This window comes from Ramlibacter sp. GCM10027632 (genome assembly GCF_042675325.1).
Lineage (GTDB): Bacteria > Pseudomonadota > Gammaproteobacteria > Burkholderiales > Burkholderiaceae_C > Ramlibacter.
The window spans coordinates 15947-34549 of sequence record NZ_JBHTGW010000017.1; the positions used below are offsets into that span (position 1 = coordinate 15947).

Annotated in this window: 18 protein-coding genes; 8 read left to right on the forward strand and 10 right to left on the reverse strand. The window is 72.7% G+C overall.

All coding sequences use genetic code 11. The features are described 5' to 3' along the window. Nucleotides 1-87: 87 nt before the first annotated feature. The 4 genes from ACFQZY_RS18790 (at nt 88) to modC (ending at nt 3829) form a co-directional block, all read left to right on the forward strand. Nucleotides 88-1179 carry a helix-turn-helix domain-containing protein gene (locus ACFQZY_RS18790; RefSeq protein ID WP_377418961.1) on the forward strand — a complete coding sequence of 364 codons (1092 nt, stop codon included), beginning with the start codon at nt 88-90 and terminating at the stop codon, nt 1177-1179. Between the two features lie 105 nt (nt 1180-1284). Continuing rightward, nucleotides 1285-2040 (forward strand): molybdate ABC transporter substrate-binding protein, encoded by a 756-nt coding sequence (gene modA / locus ACFQZY_RS18795; RefSeq protein ID WP_377418964.1) that lies wholly within the window; start codon nt 1285-1287, stop codon nt 2038-2040. A 14-nt stretch (nt 2041-2054) separates the two neighbouring features. Continuing rightward, nucleotides 2055-2738 (forward strand): molybdate ABC transporter permease subunit, encoded by a 684-nt coding sequence (gene modB / locus ACFQZY_RS18800; protein WP_377418967.1) that lies wholly within the window; start codon nt 2055-2057, stop codon nt 2736-2738. Continuing rightward, nucleotides 2735-3829 carry a molybdenum ABC transporter ATP-binding protein gene (gene modC / locus ACFQZY_RS18805; protein WP_377418971.1) on the forward strand — a complete coding sequence of 365 codons (1095 nt, stop codon included), beginning with the start codon at nt 2735-2737 and terminating at the stop codon, nt 3827-3829. The genes modB and modC overlap by 4 nt, the downstream gene beginning before the upstream one ends. A 21-nt stretch (nt 3830-3850) precedes the next feature. On the opposite strand, the gene ACFQZY_RS18810 is transcribed toward modC, so the two are convergent. From ACFQZY_RS18810 to ACFQZY_RS18820, 3 genes are read right to left on the reverse strand one after another with little or no spacing between them, the layout of a single operon-like run. Next, nucleotides 3851-4648 carry a substrate-binding domain-containing protein gene (locus ACFQZY_RS18810; RefSeq protein WP_377418973.1) on the reverse strand — a complete coding sequence of 266 codons (798 nt, stop codon included), beginning with the start codon at nt 4646-4648 and terminating at the stop codon, nt 3851-3853. Next, nucleotides 4645-5367, reverse strand: a complete 723-nt coding sequence (locus ACFQZY_RS18815; RefSeq protein WP_377418976.1) for a phosphate ABC transporter ATP-binding protein — start codon at nt 5365-5367, stop codon at nt 4645-4647. The genes ACFQZY_RS18810 and ACFQZY_RS18815 overlap by 4 nt, the downstream gene beginning before the upstream one ends. Next, entirely contained in the window at nt 5364-6107 is a 744-nt protein-coding gene (locus ACFQZY_RS18820; RefSeq protein WP_377418979.1) for an ABC transporter permease, read from the reverse strand. The genes ACFQZY_RS18815 and ACFQZY_RS18820 overlap by 4 nt, the downstream gene beginning before the upstream one ends. Nucleotides 6108-6217: 110 nt before the next feature. On the opposite strand from ACFQZY_RS18820, the gene ACFQZY_RS18825 reads away from it, so the two are divergent. Further along, nucleotides 6218-7336, forward strand: a complete 1119-nt coding sequence (locus tag ACFQZY_RS18825) for a substrate-binding domain-containing protein (protein WP_377418983.1) — start codon at nt 6218-6220, stop codon at nt 7334-7336. A gap of 43 nt (nt 7337-7379) precedes the next feature. Here ACFQZY_RS18825 and ACFQZY_RS18830 read toward each other — a convergent pair whose 3' ends face one another. The 7 genes from ACFQZY_RS18830 to ACFQZY_RS18860 all read right to left on the reverse strand — a co-directional run bounded on the left by ACFQZY_RS18830 (nt 7380) and on the right by ACFQZY_RS18860 (nt 15260). After that, nucleotides 7380-8492, reverse strand: coding sequence for an SUMF1/EgtB/PvdO family nonheme iron enzyme (locus ACFQZY_RS18830; RefSeq protein ID WP_377418987.1), 1113 nt, complete (start codon nt 8490-8492; stop codon nt 7380-7382). A gap of 112 nt (nt 8493-8604) precedes the next feature. Further along, nucleotides 8605-9684: a TRAP transporter substrate-binding protein gene (locus ACFQZY_RS18835; protein WP_377418990.1), complete on the reverse strand. Its 1080-nt coding sequence runs from the start codon at nt 9682-9684 to the stop codon at nt 8605-8607. Between the two features lie 87 nt (nt 9685-9771). After that, nucleotides 9772-10851: a TRAP transporter substrate-binding protein gene (locus ACFQZY_RS18840; protein WP_377418993.1), complete on the reverse strand. Its 1080-nt coding sequence runs from the start codon at nt 10849-10851 to the stop codon at nt 9772-9774. Between the two features lie 159 nt (nt 10852-11010). Continuing rightward, complete coding sequence (locus tag ACFQZY_RS18845) at nt 11011-12090, reverse strand: TRAP transporter substrate-binding protein (protein ID WP_377418995.1); 1080 nt, start codon at nt 12088-12090, stop codon at nt 11011-11013. 158 nt (nt 12091-12248) lie between these two features. Continuing rightward, entirely contained in the window at nt 12249-14135 is a 1887-nt protein-coding gene (gene dxs / locus ACFQZY_RS18850; RefSeq protein WP_377418998.1) for a 1-deoxy-D-xylulose-5-phosphate synthase, read from the reverse strand. 7 nt (nt 14136-14142) lie between these two features. After that, on the reverse strand, nt 14143-15036 hold the full coding sequence (locus ACFQZY_RS18855) for a polyprenyl synthetase family protein (RefSeq protein ID WP_377419001.1): 894 nt from the start codon (nt 15034-15036) through the stop codon (nt 14143-14145). Continuing rightward, nucleotides 15033-15260 (reverse strand): exodeoxyribonuclease VII small subunit, encoded by a 228-nt coding sequence (locus ACFQZY_RS18860; protein ID WP_377419004.1) that lies wholly within the window; start codon nt 15258-15260, stop codon nt 15033-15035. Before ACFQZY_RS18860 ends, ACFQZY_RS18855 begins: the two co-directional genes overlap by 4 nt. 144 nt (nt 15261-15404) lie before the next feature. Between ACFQZY_RS18860 and ACFQZY_RS18865 the strand changes: the two genes are divergently transcribed. Genes ACFQZY_RS18865 through ACFQZY_RS18875 form a run of 3 tightly spaced genes read left to right on the forward strand, consistent with a single transcriptional unit; the run spans nt 15405 to nt 18374 of the window. Continuing rightward, nucleotides 15405-16550: an aromatic ring-hydroxylating dioxygenase subunit alpha gene (locus ACFQZY_RS18865; RefSeq protein WP_377419007.1), complete on the forward strand. Its 1146-nt coding sequence runs from the start codon at nt 15405-15407 to the stop codon at nt 16548-16550. 20 nt (nt 16551-16570) lie between these two features. Further along, on the forward strand, nt 16571-17470 hold the full coding sequence (locus tag ACFQZY_RS18870; RefSeq protein ID WP_377419009.1) for a DMT family transporter: 900 nt from the start codon (nt 16571-16573) through the stop codon (nt 17468-17470). A gap of 4 nt (nt 17471-17474) precedes the next feature. Beyond that, nucleotides 17475-18374 (forward strand): sulfurtransferase, encoded by a 900-nt coding sequence (locus ACFQZY_RS18875; protein ID WP_377419012.1) that lies wholly within the window; start codon nt 17475-17477, stop codon nt 18372-18374. Nucleotides 18375-18603: the final 229 nt, after the last annotated feature.

The following is an 18603-nucleotide window of genomic DNA, read 5'->3' on the forward strand; positions in this document are numbered from 1 at the left end:
TGAGACACCGCCGCCGCGGCGACCCCCGGGCAGGGTTGGCGCGGTTGACACCCCCTCGGCCGCGCAGGCCCAATGCAGACCACCCCCATGCACCCGCCCGCCTCCCCTGCCCCCGCCGACTGGCGCCTGGCCCAGATCGACCGCGCCCGCTGCGCGCTGCGCGAGGGCCTGCCGGCGCCCGCCTCGCTGCCGCCCTGGATCGAGCGCTCCTGGAGCCGCTGCCTGGCCCAGGGCCTGCGGCCGGAGGCGCCGGTGGGCTTCGAGCTGGTCTCCGCCGCCGCCACGCGGCGCGCCCGGGACGCCAGCGCGGGCCTGCTTCGCGCCGCCGCCGGCCCCCTGGCCTCGCTGGGGCGGGCGGTGGGCCGCATCGGCTACTTCACCCTGCTGACCGACGCCCAGGGCGTGGTGGTGGGCGTGGACGGCGCCATCGACCGCACCGACCGCCGCGCCGACGTGATCGCCCGCGTCGGGGTCGACCTGTCCGAGCGCGCGGTAGGCACCACCGCCATCGGCGCCGCGCTGGCCGAGCGCCAGCCGGTGTGGCTGCACCGCGGCGAGCATTTCTTCGACGACACCGCCTGCTACACCTGCGCCGGCGCGCCGGTCTTCGGCCCGCACGGCGACTGCGTGGGCATGCTGGACGTGACCGGCGTCGACGCCGCCGAGCGCCCCGGCCTGCGCCACCTGGTCACCCAGGCCGCGCGCGGCATCGGCAACGCGCTGGTGCTGGGCGAGCCCCACGCCCTGCTGCTGCGGGTGCGCTGGCCCGGCGAGGCCTTCGGCGGCGACGACGACGGCCTGCTGGCCCTGGATGCCGACGGCCGCATCGCCGGCGCCAATGCCGCGGCCCGCGAGATGACGGGCCTGGCCCCGCACCCCGGCGGCGAGCCGCCCCATGCCGGCGAGGTCTTCGCCCTGCCCTGGGCGCAGCTGTTCGACGCCGCCCGCCACCCCGCGCCGCGCGAGGTGCCGCTGTGGTCCGGCCTGGCGGTGCAGGTCCTCGCCCAGGCCGCCGGCGCGTCCGTGCGCGAGCTGGCGGCGCCCGCCGCCGCCCTGCGCGAGGTCGAGGCCGGCCTGATCCGCCAGGCCGTGCGCGAGGCGCGCGGCAACGTGATGGAGGCCGCGCGCCGGCTCGGCATCAGCCGCGCCACGGTGTACCGGCGCCTGCGCGGCGACTGAGGCGACGGCGGCGACAGCGACCGCCGGGACGGCCGCTTCGGGCAGGCGAGAATCGCGCATCGACTTCCCGCAGCTTCCCGCAACGTGCACCGCCCGACCCGCCTCGTGACCGTCCGACTCAAGCCCTGGCTCGCCGCGGCTGCCGCCGCCCTGGCCTGCGCGAGCGCCGCCGCCGGCCAGGTCTCGGTGGCGGTGGCCGCGAACTTCGCCGGGCCGATGCAGAAGATCGCCTCGGCGTTCGAGCGCGCCACCGGCCACCAGGCCGTGGTGGCGGTGGGCGCCACCGGGCGTTTCTACGCCCAGGTCCGCAACGGCGCGCCCTTCCAGGTGCTGCTGGCCGCCGACGACGAGACGCCCGCGCGCCTGGAGCGCGAGGGCCTGGGCGTGGCCGGCACCCGCTTCACCTACGCCGTCGGCCGGCTCGCGCTGTGGAGCCCCGACCCGGCCCGCGTGGACCCGCAGGGCGAGGTCCTGCGCCGCGGCGGCTTCGAGCGCCTGGCCATCGCCGACCCGCGGCTGGCGCCGTACGGCGCGGCGGCGATGGAGGCGATGGAGCGCCTGGGCGTGCTCGCCGCCCTGCGGCCGAAGCTGGTCCAGGGCGAGAGCATCGGCCAGGCCTACCAATTCGTGGCGACCGGCAATGCGGCGCTCGGCTTCGTGGCCCTCTCGCAGGTGCAGGCCCAGGGCCGCCTCACCGCCGGCTCGGCCTGGGTGGTGCCCGCCGGCCTGCATGCGCCGCTGCGGCAGGACGCGATCCTGCTCGTCCCGGGCCGCGACAGCCCCGCCGCCCGCGCCCTGCTCGCCTTCCTGCGCACCGAGGAGGCCCGCGCCCTCCTGCGCGCCCACGGTTACGAGCCCTGAGAGGCCCCGCCGGCATGCCCTTCTCCCCCGACGACCTGCAGGCCCTGTGGCTCACGCTGAAGCTCGCCACGGTGACCACCGTGCTGCTGCTGGCGCTGGCCACGCCGCTGGCCTGGTGGCTGGCCCACAGCCGCTCGCGCCTGGCCGACGTCGTCGGCGCGGTAGCCACCCTGCCCCTGGTGCTGCCGCCCACGGTGCTGGGCTTCTACCTGCTGCTGGCCATGGGCCCGCAGGGCTGGGTCGGCCGCCTCACGCAGTCGCTGGGGCTGGGGCTGCTGCCCTTCACCTTCCCGGGGCTGGTGGTGGCCTCGATCGTCTACTCGCTGCCCTTCGCGCTGCAGCCGCTGCGCCGCGCCTTCGAGGCGGTGGGCCGGCGGCCGATGGAGGTGGCCGCCACGCTGCGCGCGCGCCCGCTGGACGCCTTCCTGCACGTGGCCCTGCCCCTGGCCCGCCCGGGCATCCTCACCGCCGCGGTGATGGCCTTCGCGCACACGGTCGGCGAGTTTGGCGTGGTGCTGATGATCGGCGGCAACATCCCGCAGCAGACCCGGGTGGTGTCGACCCAGATCTACGGCCATGTCGAGGCCCTGGCCTACCCGCAGGCCCATGCCCTGGCGGGCGCGATGGTGGCCTTCTCCCTGGTGGTGCTGCTGGCGCTGGCCCTGCTGGAGCGCCGCACGCGGCGCGTCCCCGCATGACGCTGGACGCCGCCACGCGCATCGCCCTGCACCTGGCGCGCCCCGGCGGCTTCTCGCTGGACGTGGACCTCACCCTGCCGGGCCACGGCGTGACCGCGCTGTTCGGCCCCTCGGGCTCGGGCAAGACCACGGTGCTGCGCTGCGTCGCCGGCCTGGAACGCGCCGACCGCGCGCACGTGGAGATCGCGGGCAGCTGCTGGCAGGACGACGCCCGCGGCATCGACCTGCCCACCTGGCAGCGCCCCCTGGGCTACGTGTTCCAGGAGGCCAGCCTGTTCGACCACCTCGACGTGCGCGGCAACCTGGCCTTCGGCCAGCGCCGCGCGGCGCGCGGGGCGTCCGCGATGCCCCTGGACGGCGTGATCGAGCTGCTCGGCATCGGCCACCTGCTGGCGCGCCGGCCGCACGCGCTGTCCGGCGGCGAGCGCCAGCGCGTGGCCATCGCCCGCGCCCTGGCCACGCAGCCGCGCGTGCTGCTGCTGGACGAGCCGCTCTCGGCGCTGGACGCGGCGCGGCGCCGCGACATCCTGCCCTGGCTCGAGCGCCTGCGCGACGAGCTGAGGATCCCGATGCTGTACGTGACCCACTCGGCCGACGAGATGGCGCGCCTGGCCGACACCCTGGTGCTGATGGACCAGGGCCGCGCGCTGGCCTGCGGGCCGGTGGGCGAGGTGCTGCTTCGCACCGACCTGGCCGTGGTGCCGGGCGAGGACACCGGCGTGCTGCTGGAGGCCACCGTCGCCGGGCGCGACGCGCCCTGGCGGCTGATGCAGGTGGACTTCGGCGGCGGCGCGCTGTGGCTGCGGGACACCGGCGCCGCGACCGGCCGGCGCGTGCGGGTTCGCGTGCTGGCGCGCGACGTGAGCGTGGCCACCGAGATGCCGCGCGCCACCAGCGTGAACAACCTCCTGCCCGGCACGGTGGCCGAGGTCGTGCCCGACCCGCGCCACGAGGGCCAGGTGCTGGTGCGCCTGGCCTGCGGCGAGGCGGCGCTGCTGGCGCGCATCACCGCGCGCTCGGCGCACGCGCTGGGGCTGGCGCCGGGCGTGCCGGCCTGGGCCCAGGTCAAGGCGGCGGCGCTGGTGGAGTGAGCGCCGGGCCGGCCGCGCGCCTCAGCGGCTGGCGTTGGGGAAGAACAGCTGCTCGCCACCGATCCGGTAGGCGGCGATCGCGGCCTGGCCAGCCGGCGAGACCAGCCAGTCGATGAACTTCTGGGCCTGCGCCGCCTTCACATGCGGGTGCTTCGCGGGGTTGACGGCCATCACGCCGTAGGGATTGAACAGGCGCGGGTCGCCCTCGACGAGGACGGCGAGGTCGGCGCGGTTGCGGAAACTGAGCCAGGTGCCGCGGTCGGCGAGCACGTAGGCGCCTCTGGAGGCGGCGATGTTCAGCGCCGCCCCCATGCCGCAGCCGCACTCGCGGTAGCCACCGCCCTTGGGCTGCGAACCCCAGTAGCGCAGCTCGGCGGCGTGGGTGCCGCTCTTGTCGCCGCGCGAGACGAAGGCGGCGTTGGCGGCGGCGACCTTCCTCAGGGCGGCGGCGATGTCGCGGCCGCGCGCGCCGGCCGGGTCGCCACGCGGGCCCACGAGCACGAAGTCGTTGTGCATGACGCTGTAGCGGCGGGTGGCGAACCCGTCGGCGACGAACTTCTCCTCGGCGGCGGTGTCGTGCACCAGCAGCGCGTCGGCGTCGCCGCGGCGGGCGATGTCCAGCGCCTGGCCGGTGCCCACGGCGACGACCTTCACCTCGATGCCGGTGGCCTGCCTGAACGCCGGCAACAGGTGGGCGAACAGGCCCGACTGCTCGGTGGACGTGGTGGACGACAGCGTGATGACGGCCTGGGCCCAGGCCCCGGCGGCGCCGAGCGCCAGCAGCGCGGCGGCGACGGCCTTGCCCGCGCGATGCCTCATGCGAGCTCTCCCCTGACGAACAGGTCGGCCTCGGGCGAGACCCGGGGCAGGAAGGCGCGGTCGAAGAACCGCTCGACCGCCAGGTCGGCGAGCACGCGGCCGCGTTCCAGGTAGATGACGCGCCCGGCCAGGCGCTTGACCTGGCCGAGGTTGTGGCTGGCGAAGACCAGGGTCATGCCGGCCAGGGCGAATTCGTCCATCAGGCGCTCGACCTCGCGCTTGGCATGGGGGTCGAGGCTGGCGGTGGGCTCGTCGAGCAGCAGCACCTGGGGATGCAGGCTCCAGGCCCGCGCCAGGGCGAGCCGCTGCTGCTGCCCACCCGAGAGGACGCGGGCGTTGCGGCGCGCGAACTCGTCGAGGCCGACGCGGCGCAGGGCTTCCAGCGCGCGGGCGCGCGCCTCGCCCCAGCGCGCGCCGTTCAGCCAGGCACCCAGGGCCACGTTGTGCAGGGCGCTGGCGCGCAGCATCGAGGGCCGCTGGAACAGCATGGCCTGGCGCGCGCGCTCGTCGCGCCGCAGCTCGCCTGCGCGAATCGGCAGCAGGCCGTGCAGGGCGCGCAGCAGCGTGCTCTTGCCGCTGCCGTTGGGGCCGATCAGGGCGATGCGCTCGCCGGCATGCACGCGCAGGCCGACGGACTTCAGGGCATGCACCGGGCCGAAGTGCACGTCGGCCTCGCGCAGCTCGATCTGCACGGCGGGCTGGCCGGCCGCGGCGTTCATGCGCCGGCCCCCATCGCGCCGCGGGCGGCGACGGCCACGTCGCCATGCGCCAGGCGCCAGCGCCGCACCACCGCGATCAGCGCATTGAGCGCGAGCACCACCGACAGCAGCACCGCGCCGAGGGCCAGGGCCAGCGGCAGGTCGCCCTTGCTGGTCTCCAGCGCGATGGCGGTGGTCATGACGCGGGTGAAGCCGTCGATGTTGCCGCCCACCACCATCACCGCGCCCACCTCCGAGATGGCGCGGCCGAAGCAGGCGATGAGGACGGTGAGCAGGGCGTAGCGCTCGTCCCACGCCAGCAGCAGCCCGCGCAGCCAGGGCCCGGCGCCCAGCGAGGCGAGCTGCTCGCCGTGAAGGCGCTCGGCGTCCTCGACGACCTGGCGGGTCAGCGCCATGGCCACCGGCAGCACCAGGATCGCCTGCGCGATGACCATGGCCTTGAGCGAGAACAGCCAGCCCAGGTGCCCCAGCGGGCCGGAGCGTGACAGCAGCAGGTACACCACCAGGCCCACCACCACCGAGGGCACGGCCAGCAGGGTGTTGAGGACGGCCAGCACCGCGCTGCGCCCGCCGAAGCGGGCGACGCCGAGCCAGGCGCCCAGGGCCAGGCCCAGCGTGCTGGCGAGGGCGCAGGCCAGGCCGCTGACGGCCAGCGAGCGGCCGACCACCGACCAGAGCGCGGCATCGCCCTGCGCGAGCAGGGCCCAGGCGGCCGCGGCACTCTGCGTGAATCCGTTCATGCCGCCGATGCTAGGGGCTGGCGGGGGGCGGGGAGGTAGGGAGTGTCCGTTATGAAGCGCCGTGCATAGGCCGCCGCGGCGGCATCGCGCCATGCCGCATACTGCCGCCCGTGCACAAGATCGAGCTGTCCTATGCCCTGGCGCCCGCCGGCGCGCCGTCCGTGGGCGGCATCCGCAACCCGCTGGTGGACCTGCTGCAGGCCGTGCGCCGCCAGGGCTCGATCTCCGGCGCGGCGCGCGAGCTGGGCCAGTCCTACCGCCATGTGTGGGGCGAGCTCAAACGCTGGGAGGCGCAGCTGGGGCGCGGCCTGATCGTGTGGGACAAGGGCCAGCCCGCGCGCCTGACGGACTTCGGCGAGAAGCTGCTGTGGGCCGAGCGCCAGGCGCAGGCGCGGCTGGCGCCGCAGATCGAGGCCCTGCACGCCGACCTGGAACGCGCCTTCGCGGTGGCCTTCGACGACGCGGCCCAGGTCCTCACGCTGTACGCCAGCCATGACGAGGGCATCGCCACCCTGCGCGGGCACGCGGCGCAGGCGGGCCTGCACCTGGACATCCGCTTCACCGGCAGCGTGGACGCGATCGCCGCCCTCAACGAGGGTCGCTGCACGCTGGCCGGCTTCCACACGCCGCACGCGCCGCCTCCGGGCACGCTGGCCCAGCGCAGCTACCAGCCGCTGCTCAAGCCGGGCCTGCACAAGGTGGTGGGCTTCGCGCGGCGCCGGCAGGGACTGGTGGTGGCGCGCGGCAACCCGCTGGGGCTGCGGTCCTTCCGCGACCTGGCCGACGGCCATGCCCGCTACGTCAACCGCGCCCTCGGCACCGGCACGCGGCTGGTGGCCGAACAGCTCCTGCTCGACGCCGGGCTTGCGCCGCAGCGGCTACAGGGCTGGGAGCGCGTCGAGCCCTCGCATGCGGCGGTGGCCCAGGCGGTGGCGTCGGGCGAGGCCGACGCGGGCCTGGCCATCGAGGCCGCGGCGCGCGAGCGCGGGCTGGACTTCGTGCCGCTGCTGGAAGAGGACTACTTCCTCGTGTGCCTGAAGTCGGCGCTGGAGGCGCCGGCCATGCGCGCGCTGCGCGAGGTGCTGGCCACGCCGGCCTGGCAGGCGCGCCTGGCCGCCCTGCCCGGCTACCGGCCCTCGCACAGCGGCGAGGTGCTGAGCCTGAGCGAGCAGCTGCCGTGGTGGCGGTTCGCGAAGCCGAAGCGGAAACCGGCGGCCTCGGGCCGGTGAGGCCCGCCGCTGCCGGCGAGCGCGAACCGGGGAAATCCGGCGGCTACACCGCGCAGGTGCGAAACCCGGTGAACGCCGCGTCGCGCTCGGGCAGCGCGAAGCCCCGCGCCTTCGGGTGCTTCATGCGGCTGCGGGTCGCGAACGAGGCGCCGCGCAAGACGCGGGCCCGGCCCCAGGCGCCCTCGGGATCGAAGGGGGTGCCGCGGGCCCAGGCATCGGCCCCGTAGCCCGGCCAGGGGCGCAGCGTGCCGGCGGTCCACTCGCGCACGTCGCCCCAGCGGAAGCCGCGGCGTGCCGCCTGGTGCGCGGCGACCTCCCACTCCACCTCGGTGGGCAGGCGCCGGCCGGCCCAGCGGGCGTAGGCGTCGGCCTCCCACCACGCCACGTGCATCGCGGGCTGCGCACCCGACAGGCGCACCACCCGACCGAACAGCGCCTGCGTGACCGCGCCGCTGGCCACGCCGATCTGCTCCACGTGGCGCGGCCCGCGCCGCGACTCGCCCAGGGCCACGCGCTGCAGCCAGGCCCAGCCCTCGGCGCTCCACAGCGCCTCGCGGTCGTAGCCGCCGTCGTCGACGAACTCGATGTACTGCGACCAGGTGACGGGCTGGGCGTCGATCTCGAACTCGGGGACGTCCACCGCGTGCGCCGGCCGCTCCAGGGCGAAGGCGAAGCCCGGCACGGGGCTGCCCAACGTCCAGCGCGTGGCGGGCAGGGCCACCGGTTCGCGCGGGGCGATCGCCGCCGGCACGGCCAGCGGCAGGGCCAGGCCCAGGGCCTGCGCCTCGACCACCAGCTCCTCGCCCCAGGCGTCCTCGTGGAACAGCGCGGCGCGGAAGGCGGCCAGGCCGGCGTCGTCGTCGGGGGCAGCGTCCAGCGCCTCGAGGGTGGCCTCGAACTGCACCAGCAGCCGCTCGCGCGCCTCGGCCAGCGAGCGCGAGGGGAAGGCCGCATCGGCGGCCTGCGGCGCCGTCCAGCGCGCAGCGTGCTGGGCGATGGCATCGGCCACCGAGAGCACCGCGTCGGGCCGCACCGGCTCGTAGCACGCCAGCAGGTGCAGGGTGTGGTTGCGCGCGTCCATCAGCGCGAGCGAGAGCAGCTCGCGCCCGGCCTGGCGCATGGCGGGGGAGTCGATGGCGTCGGCGGCGTGGCGCATGGCGGCACCGAGGTTAACCCGCGCCTGGCGTGCCGCCAAACGACGAGGGGCTCCCGAAGGAGCCCCTGCGCGCGGTGGCCGGTCGGCCGCCTCGAGGGCGGCCGTCGGCAGATCACAGCTTCTGCGTCTGCATGAAGCGGTCGAACGTGCCCTCGGTGAAACGGAACCAGAGGTTCTGGTCGGCGCGGTACTTGGAGAAGTCCTGGTAGATCTTGCGGAAGTTCTCGTTCTTGGCCGCGGTCTCCTCGTAGATCTCCTGGGAGATCTTGAAGGCCTCGTTCATCATGTCGGCCGGGAAGGCGCGCAGCTTCGCGCCCTGGGCGACCAGCTGCTTGAGGGCCACCGGGTTGCGCGCGTCGTAGCGGGCCTGCACCTCGTTGTGGGCCAGCGCGGAGGCAGCCTCGACCATCGCCTTGTACTCGGCGGGCAGCGCGTCCCAGGCCTTCTGGTTGACGAAGAAGTCGATGTGCGCCGAGCCTTCCCAGAAACCGGGGTAGTAGTAGAACGGCGCGACCTTCACGAAGCCCAGCTTCTGGTCGTCATAGGGACCGACCCACTCGGCCGCGTCGATGGTGCCCTTCTCGAGGGAGGTGTAGACCTCGCCACCCGGCAGGTTCTGCGGCACCACGCCCATGCGCTCCATGATCTTGCCGGCGAAACCGGCGATGCGGAACTTCAGGCCCTTGAGATCCTTGGCGCTCTTGATCTCCTTGCGGAACCAGCCACCCATCTGGGCGCCGGTGTTGCCGCCGGGGAAGTTGATCATGTTGTAGCGGGAGTAGAACTCGCGCAGCAGCTTGCCGCCGTTGCCTTCATTGAGCCACGAGGCCATCTGGCGGGCATTCAGGCCGAAGGGGATGGCGGTGCCCAGGGCGAAGGTCTCGTCCTTGCCGAAGAAGTAGTAGGGAGCGGTGTGGACGACCTCGACGGTGCCGTTCTGCACGCCATCGACCACGCCGAAGGCGGGCATCAGCTCGCCGGGCGGGTGCAGGGACACGTCGAACTTGCCGCCGGACATGGCCTTGAGCGCCTTGGCGAAGGTCTCGGCGCCACCGAACAGGGTGTCGAGCGACTTGGGGAAGCTGGAAGCCAGGCGCCAGCGCACCGTGGCCTGGGCATGGACGGCCGGCGCGGCGCCGGCGGCGAGCACGCCGGCGATGCCGGCATTCTTGATGAGGGAGCGACGATCCATCGGGAGTCTCCTGGGGTCTGGAATCAATGACAAAGGGCCGCACTCTCGTGCGGCCCTCCATGCGAGGCGCAAACGGAATCTTACCGCTTACAGCTTCTGGCTCTGCATGAAACGGTCGAAGGTGGCCTCGGTGAAGCGGAACCACAGGTTCTGGTCGGAGCGGAAACGGGCGTAGTCGGCGTAGACCTTCTTCCAGTTCTCGTTCTTGGCGGACAGCTCCTCGTACAGGCCCATGGCCTGCTTGAAGGCCTCGGCCATGACGTCGGCCGGGAACGGGCGCAGCTTGGCACCGGCGCCCACCAGCTGCTTCAGCGCGGGCGGGTTCTTGACGTCGTACTTGGCCTGGGTCTCGACGTGCGCGTAGGTGGCGGCGGTCTCGACGATGGCCTTCTGCTCGGCGTTCAGGGCTTCGAAGGCCTTGTTGTTGACGTACAGGTCCAGCTGCAGGCCACCTTCCCACCAGCCGGGGTAGTAGTAGAACGGGGCGACCTTGTTGAAGCCCAGCTTCTGGTCGTCATACGGGCCGATCCACTCGGCGGCGTCGATCGTGCCCTTCTCCAGCGCCTGGTAGATCTCGCCGCCGGGAATGTTCTGCGGCACGCCGCCCAGGCGCTCCAGCACCTTGCCGGCGAAGCCGCCGATGCGGAACTTCAGGCCCTTGAGGTCCTTGACGCCGGAGATCTCCTTGCGCATCCAGCCGCCCATCTGGGCGCCGGTGTTGCCGCAGGCGAAGTTGACGATGTTGTACTTGGCGTAGAACTCGCGCATCAGCTTCAGGCCGTTGCCTTCGAAAGTCCAGGCCGTCATCTGGCGGCTGTTCAGGCCGAAGGGGATGGCGCCGCCGATGGCGAAGGTCTCGTCCTTGCCGAAGAAGTAGTAGGGGGCGGTGTGGGCGGCTTCCACGGTGCCGTTCTGCACGCCGTCCACCACGCCGAAGGCCGGCATGATCTCGCCGGCCGCGTGGACCGACACGTCGAACTTGCCACCCGACAGCTGCTTGACCTTCTGCGAGAAGACTTCAGCGGCACCGTAGATCGTGTCCAGCGACTTCGGGAAGCTGGAAGCCAGGCGCCAACGCACGGCGGCCTGCGCATGCACGGCGGGGGCGGCGCCGGCGGCCAGGATGCCGGCGATGCCGGCGTTCTTGATGAGGAATCGACGATCCATGGAATGCAGCTCCTGTCGTTACAGTGAAAAACTTGCGGATCATCGTGAGCGGCTGCGCTTGAAGCTTGCAGAGCTCTGACGCTGGCCACCCAGTGAAAAGGGCTCCCCAATGGGAGCCCTGGCTGCGCTCGGGAAAACCCCTACCGTCGCCTGCTAGCACTAAAGCTTCTGCGCCTGCATGAAGCGGTCGAAGGTGGCCTCGGTGAAGCGGAACCAGAGGTTCTGGTCGGCGCGGAATTTCGCGTAGTCGGCGTAGACCTTGCGCCAGTTCTCGTTGCGGGCCGAGAGGTCCGCGTACAGGTCGGAGGCGGCCTTCCAGGCGGCGGCCATCATGTCGGCGGGGAAGGGGCGCAGGTTCGTCTTCGCGCCGACCAGCTGCTTGAGGGCGGTGGGGTTGAGCGCGTCGTACTTGGCCTGCATGCCCACATGGGCCTGCGAGGCCGCGGCCTCGACGATGGCCTTGTGCTCGGCCGAGAGCGCGTCCCAGGCCTTCTGGTTGACGAAGAAGTCCAGCTGCGGGCCGCCCTCCCACCAGCCGGGGTAGTAGTAGAACGGCGCGACCTTGTTGAAGCCCAGCTTCTGGTCGTCGTACGGGCCGATCCACTCGGCCGCGTCGATCGTGCCCTTCTCCAGCGCCTGGTAGATCTCGCCGCCGGGAATGTTCTGCGGCACGCCGCCCAGGCGCTCGATGATCTTGCCGCCGAAGCCGCCGATGCGGATCTTCAGGCCCTTGAGGTCGGCGACCGAGCGGATCTCCTTGCGGAACCAGCCCCCCATCTGCGCACCGGTGTTGCCGCCGGGGAAGTTGATGATGCTGTAGCGGGCATAGAACTCGCGCATCAGCCTGAGGCCGTTGCCCTCGTGCATCCAGGCCGTCATCTGGCGGCTGTTCAGGCCGAAGGGGATGGCGCAGCCCAGGGCGAAGGTCTCGTCCTTGCCGAAGAAGTAGTAGGGCGCGGTGTGGGCCGCCTCCACCGTGCCGGCCTGCACCGCGTCGACCACGCCGAAGGCCGGCATGAGCTCGCCGGCCGCGTGGATGGAGACCTCGAAGCGTCCGCCCGACATGGTCTTGATGGACCGCGAGAAGATGTCGGCCGCGCCGAAGATGGTGTCCAGCGACTTCGGGAAGCTGGAGGCCAGCCGCCATCGCACGGCCGGCTGCGCATGCACGGCGGGGGCGGCGCCGGCGGCCAGTACGCCGGCGATGCCGGCACTCCTGATGAGGGATCGACGATCCATGGGCACTCTCCTGGGTTCCGGATTGAGGACGCTCCCTGGACGGCAGGACGGCCTGCCGCCAAAGCGACGCGGATTCTGGAACCGGGTGCCCGGCGAGGGGGGTGATCGCGGGGTTTTCCCTGCCGGGTGTTTTCCCGTGCAGGGCGAACGGCAGCCTCTCAGCCCACGACCTTGAGGCCCGGCGCGGCGGCCTGCGCCAGCTCGCCGAAGCGCGCGCGGATGGCGCGCTCGAGGCCCGCGCCATCCAGCCCCAGCCCGGCGAGCAGCTTGGCCGGATCGCCATGCTCGATGAAGCGGTCCGGCAGGCCGAGGGTCAGCACCGGCTTCTGCACGCCGGCGGCCTGCAGGGCCTCCAGCACCGCGCTGCCCGCGCCGCCCATGACGGCGCCCTCCTCCACCGTGACCAGCGCCTCGTGGCGCGCAGCCAGTTGCAGCAGCAGCTCGGTGTCCAGCGGCTTGGCCCAGCGCATGTTGGCCACGCTGGCATCGAGGCGGCCGGCGGCGTCGAGCGCGGGATACAGCATCGTGCCGAAAGCGAGGATGGCGATGCCCCGGCCCTCGCGCCGCACCTCACCCTTGCCAAAGGGCAGGCCCTGGAGGCCGGCGGGCACGGGCGCGCCCACGCCGGCGCCGCGCGGGTAGCGCACGGCCACCGCGTGGTCCTGCTCGTAGGCAGTGGTGAGCAGCGCGCGGGTCTCGGCCTCGTCGGCCGGGCAGGCGATGCTCATGTTCGGGATGCAGCGCAGGAAGGGGATGTCGTAGGCGCCCGCATGCGTCGGGCCGTCGGCGCCGACGATGCCGGCGCGGTCCAGCGCGAAGACCACGGGCAGGTCCTGCAGCGCCACGTCATGCACCAGCTGGTCGTAGGCGCGCTGCAGGAAGGTGGAGTAGATCGCCACCACCGGCTTGAGGCCCTCGCAGGCCAGGCCGGCGGCGAAGGTGACCGCATGCTGCTCGGCGATGCCGACGTCGAAGTAGCGGTCGGGGAAGCGCTTCTCGAACTCGACCAGGCCGGAGCCTTCGCGCATCGCGGGCGTGATGCCGACCAGGCGCGCGTCCTTCTCGCCCATGTCGCACAGCCACTGGCCGAAGACCTGGGTGAAGGTGGGCTTGGGCGGCGTGGCCGGGGGCTTGAGGCCGACCTCGGGGTCGAACTTGCCGGGGCCGTGGTAGGCCACCGGGTCGGCCTCGGCGAGCTTGTAGCCCTGGCCCTTCTTGGTGACCACGTGCAGGAACTGCGGCCCCTTGAGCTGGCGGATGTTCTCCAGCGTGGGGATCAGCGAACCCAGGTCGTGGCCGTCGATGGGGCCGATGTAGTTGAAGCCGAACTTCTCGAACAGCGTCGCCGGCACCACCATGCCCTTGGCGTGCTCCTCGAGACGCTTGGCCAGCTCGAACAGCGGCGGCGCGGCCTTGAGCACGGTCTTGCCCACGCTCTTGGCCGCGGCATAGAACTGCCCCGACATCAGCTGCGCCAGGTAGCGATTGAGCGCGCCCACCGGCGGGCTGATCGACATGTCGTTGTCGTTCAGGATGACCAGCAGGTCGCAGTCGGCGACGCCGCCGTTGTTCAGGGCCTCGAAAGCCATGCCCGCGGTCATCGCGCCGTCGCCGATGATGGCCACGGCCTTGCGGTCCTCGCCCTTGCGCCGGGCCGCCAGGGCCATGCCCAGGGCGGCGGAGATGCTGGTGGAGGAGTGCGCGGTGCCGAAGGCGTCGTACTCGCTCTCGCTGCGCAGGGGGAAGCCCGAGAGGCCGCCGAGCTGGCGCAGGGTGGGCATGCGCTCGCGCCGGCCGGTGAGGATCTTGTGCGGGTAGGTCTGGTGGCCCACGTCCCATACCAGGCGGTCGCGCGGGGTGTCGTAGACATAGTGCAGCGCGATGGTGAGTTCCACCGTGCCCAGGTTGGAGCTGAGGTGGCCGCCGGTGCGCGCAACGCTCTCCAGGACGAAGGCACGCAGTTCGTCCGCCAGCTGGGGCAGTTGCTGCCGGGGCAGCGCGCGCAGGTCGGCCGGGGAGGCGATGGATTCGAGCAGGGAAGCCATGGAAATCTCAGTTGTCTCGGTTCACCACCATGCGGGCGAGCGCGGCCAGGGCGCGGGTGTCGGCCAGGCCGCTGTCGGCCAGCGCGGACAGCGCGTCGTCCAGCAGCTGGCGGGCCAGCGCGCGCGAGGGCTCCAGCCCCAGCAGGGAGACGTAGGTGGGCTTGTCGTTGGCCGCGTCCTTGCCCGCGGTCTTGCCGAGGGTGGCGCTGTCGGCGGTGACGTCGAGGATGTCGTCGACCACCTGGAAGGCCAGGCCGATCGCGGCGCCGTAGCGGGCCAGGGCCTGGTGCGCGTCGTCGCCGGCCGCGCCGCAGGCCGCGCCCATCATCACGCTGCCTTGCAGCAGCGCGCCGGTCTTGAGACGGTGCATGCGGCGCAGTTCATCCTCGGTGAGGGCCTGGCCGACGCTGGCCAGGTCGATGGCCTGGCCGCCGGCCATGCCGGCGTGGCCGGCGCAGCGCGCCAGCAGGCGGCACAGGTGGGCCTGGGCGGAGGCGGGGATGTCGCTGTCCTGCGGCGTGAGCAGCTCGAAGGCCAGGGCCTGCAGCGCATCGCCCGCCAGCAGGGCCTGGGCCTCGCCGAAGGCCACGTGCACGGTGGGCTTGCCGCGTCGCAGGACGTCGTTGTCCATGCAGGGCATGTCGTCGTGCACCAGGGAGTAGGCATGGATCAATTCCACTGCGCAGGCCGCGCGCAGCGCCGCCTCCAGGTGGCCGCCCGCGGCTTCGGCCGCGGCCAGCACCAGCAGGGGGCGCAGGCGCTTGCCGCCGTCGAGCACCGCATAGCGCATGGCCTCGCCCAGGCCGGCCGGCGCATCGGCCGGCACCCACAGCGAGAGCGCGGCCTCCACCGCCTCCAGGCGCTGCGAGGTCCAGCGCGCGAAATCGAGGGGCTCGCTCATTCCTGGGTCCAGGGCTTGAGGGTGCCCTCGTCCAGCACCTTGATCTGGTTCTCCACCGCCTCGAGCTTGCCGCGGCAGAACTGCAGCAGCTGCGCGCCGCGCTCGTAGCCGGCGAGCATCTGCTCCAGGGGCATCTGCCCGGACTCGATGCGGCCGATCAGCTGCTCGAGTTCCTCGAGCGCGGCCTCGTAGGAGGCGGGGGTGGAGACAGGGGCCTTGGGCATCGCTTGATCTGGGGCAAAGACCGGATTCTAGGACGCCGGGGGCCCCGAACCCCGGCGGGTACAATCGACCCCCCACCCCGCGCCTGTCCCAGGATCAAGCGCTTACCCTGCCCCTTCATAGGGGGAGTCTCTAGGTCAGGTGAAATGTCTGATTTAAGTCTTCAACTGCAGCAGGCCGCAAGCCAACTACCAGTTTCCAGCTATTTCGACGAGGCGCTGTTCGCGCGGGAGATGTCCACCCTCTTCCAGCGCGGGCCCCGCTATGTGGGGCATGCCCTGTCCGTTCCCGAGATCGGCGACTACTACGCCCTGCCCCAGGAGGGCGAGGGCCGGGCGCTGCTGCGCACGCCCGCCGGCGTGGAGCTCGTGAGCAATGTCTGCCGCCACCGCCAGGCGGTGATCCTGCGCGGCCGGGGCAACCTGCGCAGCGAGCCGGCCACGGGCGGCAACATCGTCTGCCCGCTGCACCGCTGGACCTACAGCGCCGGCCAGGGCAGCCCCGCGGGCACCCTGCTGGGCGCGCCGCATTTCGCGCACGACCCCTGCCTGGACCTGAACCGCTACAAACTGCGCGAGTGGAACGGCCTGCTGTTCGAGGACAACGGCCGCGACATCGAGGCCGACCTCGCCGGCATGGGCCCGCGCAAGGACCTCGATTTCACCGGCATGGTCCTGGACCACGTCGAGATGCACGAGTGCAACTACAACTGGAAGACCTTCATCGAGGTCTACCTCGAGGACTACCACGTCGGCCCCTTCCACCCGGGGCTGGGCCAGTTCGTCACCTGCGACGACCTGCGCTGGGAGTTCAAGGAGCAGTTCTCGGTGCAGACCGTGGGCGTGGCCAACCGCCTGGGCCGCCCCGGCAGCCCGGTGTACGAGCGCTGGCACAAGGCCCTGCTCCAGTACCGCAACGGCGTGCCGCCGGCGCACGGCGCGATCTGGCTCACCTACTACCCCCACATCATGGTGGAGTGGTACCCGCACGTGCTCACCGTCTCCACGCTGCACCCGGTCAGCGTCGACAAGACGCTGAACATGGTGGAGTTCTACTACCCCGAGGAGATCGCCGCCTTCGAGCGCGAGTTCGTCGAGGCGCAGAAGGCCGCCTACATGGAGACCTGCATCGAGGACGACGAGATCGCCGAGCGCATGGACGCCGGCCGCAAGGCCCTCCTGAAGCGCGGCGACAACGAGGTCGGCCCCTACCAGAGCCCCATGGAAGACGGCATGCAGCACTTCCACGAGTGGTACCGCGCGCAGATGGGCCTCGGCCCGCTGCGCGCCTGACGCAGCGACGGCGCCGCCCCATGCAGGCCCTGTGGATGGTCCTCGGGGCCTTTTTCTTTTCCGCGATGGCGGTGTGCGTGAAGATCGCCTCGGCCTTCTTCACCAGCGCCGAGCTGGTGTTCTGGCGCGGCCTGGTCGGCGCCGCCTTCGTCTGGGTGATCGCGCGGCGCCAGCGCGTGCCGCTGACCACGCGCTACCCCGGCATGCACGCCTGGCGCAGCGTGGTCGGCGTGGTCTCGCTGGGCTCCTGGTTCTACGCCATCGCCGGCCTGCCGGTGGCCACCGGCATGACCCTCAACTACATGAGCAGCCTGTGGGTCGCGGCCTTCGTGGTGGGCGGCTCGCTGGTGTCGTGGAACCCGCGCGAGGGCACGGCCAGCCTGCTGCGTCAGGGACCGCTGACCCTGACGGTGCTGGCCGGCTTCGCCGGCGTGGTGCTGACGCTGCGGCCCACCGTCTCGCAGGACCAGGCTTTCGCGGGCTTGATGGGCCTGCTGTCCGGCCTGGTCTCGGCCTTCGCCTACATGCAGGTGATGGCCCTGGGCAAGGTGGGCGAGCCCGAGACCCGCACCGTGTTCTTCTTCGCGCTGGCCACCGCCGCCGGCGGCCTGCTGTGGACGCTGTTCACCGGCTGGTCGCCGTGGCCCGGCCTGCGCGGGCTGTGGGTGGTGCCGATGGCGCTGTTCGCCGCGCTCGGCCAGTTGTGCCTGACCCGCGCCTACAGCCATGGCGCCACCCTGGTCGTGGCGTCGCTGCAATACTCGGGCATCGTGTTCGCGGCGCTGTTCGGGGTGCTGCTGTTCGGCGAGCACCTCAGCCCGGGCGCCTGGATCGGCATGGCCCTGATCATCGCCAGCGGGGTCGCCGCCACCGCCCTGCGCACGCGCGCCCTGCCCCAGTCACCCGCCGAGGAGCATTGAGCCCATGTCCGCACCGAGCTTCACCACCCTGATCACCGCGCCGCAGCTGATGGACCTGAAGGCCTCGGGCCGGCGGCTGATGGTGTTCGACTGCAGCTTCGACCTGTCCAACCCCGCGGCCGGCGCGGAGCAGTTCCGCCAGGCCCACATTCCCGGTGCCGTGCGTGCGGACCTGGACCACCACCTCAGCGACGAGGGCGTGGTCGGCGCCGACGGCAGGAAGCACCCCAGCCCCGACGCCGCCTCCGGCGGCCGCCACCCCCTGCCCTCGCGCGAGAAGTTCGCCGCCTGGCTGTCCAGCGTGGGCTTCGCCAACGACATGCAGGCCGTGGTCTACGACCGCCAAGGCGCCAATTACTGCGGCCGCCTGTGGTGGATGCTGAAGTGGGCCGGCCACGACGCGGTGGCCGTGCTCGATGGCGGCCTGCAGGCCTGGCAGGCCGCGGGCGGCGCGGTCGACGAGGGTCCTGGCATCTCGCACTTCCAGGCCCACTTCGCGCTGGGCGAGCCCCTGCGCGAGCTGGTGGCCACGGCCACCGTGCTGCAGCGCCTGGGCTCGCCGGCGCAGACGGTGGTGGACGCGCGCGGCGCGCCACGCTACCGCGGCGAGGTCGAGCCGCTGGACCCGGTGGCGGGCCACATCCCCGGCGCGCTGAACCGCCCCTTCACCCAGAACATCGGCGAGGACGGCCGCTTCAAGCCGCCGGCGCAGCTGCGCGCCGAGTTCGACGCGGTCCTCGCGGGCCGCGACCCGCGGACGGTGGTGCACCAGTGCGGCAGCGGCGTGAGCGCCGTGCCCAACCTGCTGGCCATGGAGTTGGCCGGCTACGGCCCGACCGCGCTGTACGCGGGCAGCTGGAGCGAGTGGTGCAGCGACCCGGCGCGGCCGGTCGAAAAGGGCTGAGGCCGTCGAGCCCTGAGCCCTGAGTCCTGAGTCCTGAGCTCTCGGGGCGCTTCGCCCCTAATAGCTTCCCTTCAGGTTCGGCCCGCCCTGCGTGGCGCCGGGCCGGGACGCGCGCGACTCCGGCGCGGTCGGCGGCGCGGTCGGCGGCGCGGGCAGGGGCCGCGAGGCGGCCGGCGCGGCCGCCTGCTCGCTGGCCGTGGGCCGGGGCACGGTGCCGCGGCGCATGTCC

Coding starts and splice junctions, on each gene's coding strand:
- ACFQZY_RS18865 (WP_377419007.1), top strand. CDS start 15,405: ATGTCTGATTTAAGTCTTCAACTGCAGCAGGCCGCAAGCCAACTACCA.
- ACFQZY_RS18855 (WP_377419001.1), bottom strand. CDS start 15,036: ATGAGCGAGCCCCTCGATTTCGCGCGCTGGACCTCGCAGCGCCTGGAG.
- ACFQZY_RS18860 (WP_377419004.1), bottom strand. CDS start 15,260: ATGCCCAAGGCCCCTGTCTCCACCCCCGCCTCCTACGAGGCCGCGCTC.
- ACFQZY_RS18790 (WP_377418961.1), top strand. CDS start 88: ATGCACCCGCCCGCCTCCCCTGCCCCCGCCGACTGGCGCCTGGCCCAG.
- ACFQZY_RS18845 (WP_377418995.1), bottom strand. CDS start 12,090: ATGGATCGTCGATCCCTCATCAGGAGTGCCGGCATCGCCGGCGTACTG.
- ACFQZY_RS18835 (WP_377418990.1), bottom strand. CDS start 9,684: ATGGATCGTCGCTCCCTCATCAAGAATGCCGGCATCGCCGGCGTGCTC.
- ACFQZY_RS18820 (WP_377418979.1), bottom strand. CDS start 6,107: ATGAACGGATTCACGCAGAGTGCCGCGGCCGCCTGGGCCCTGCTCGCG.
- ACFQZY_RS18870 (WP_377419009.1), top strand. CDS start 16,571: ATGCAGGCCCTGTGGATGGTCCTCGGGGCCTTTTTCTTTTCCGCGATG.
- ACFQZY_RS18810 (WP_377418973.1), bottom strand. CDS start 4,648: ATGAGGCATCGCGCGGGCAAGGCCGTCGCCGCCGCGCTGCTGGCGCTC.
- modB (WP_377418967.1), top strand. CDS start 2,055: ATGCCCTTCTCCCCCGACGACCTGCAGGCCCTGTGGCTCACGCTGAAG.
- ACFQZY_RS18830 (WP_377418987.1), bottom strand. CDS start 8,492: ATGCGCCACGCCGCCGACGCCATCGACTCCCCCGCCATGCGCCAGGCC.
- ACFQZY_RS18815 (WP_377418976.1), bottom strand. CDS start 5,367: ATGAACGCCGCGGCCGGCCAGCCCGCCGTGCAGATCGAGCTGCGCGAG.
- ACFQZY_RS18875 (WP_377419012.1), top strand. CDS start 17,475: ATGTCCGCACCGAGCTTCACCACCCTGATCACCGCGCCGCAGCTGATG.
- dxs (WP_377418998.1), bottom strand. CDS start 14,135: ATGGCTTCCCTGCTCGAATCCATCGCCTCCCCGGCCGACCTGCGCGCG.
- modC (WP_377418971.1), top strand. CDS start 2,735: ATGACGCTGGACGCCGCCACGCGCATCGCCCTGCACCTGGCGCGCCCC.
- ACFQZY_RS18840 (WP_377418993.1), bottom strand. CDS start 10,851: ATGGATCGTCGATTCCTCATCAAGAACGCCGGCATCGCCGGCATCCTG.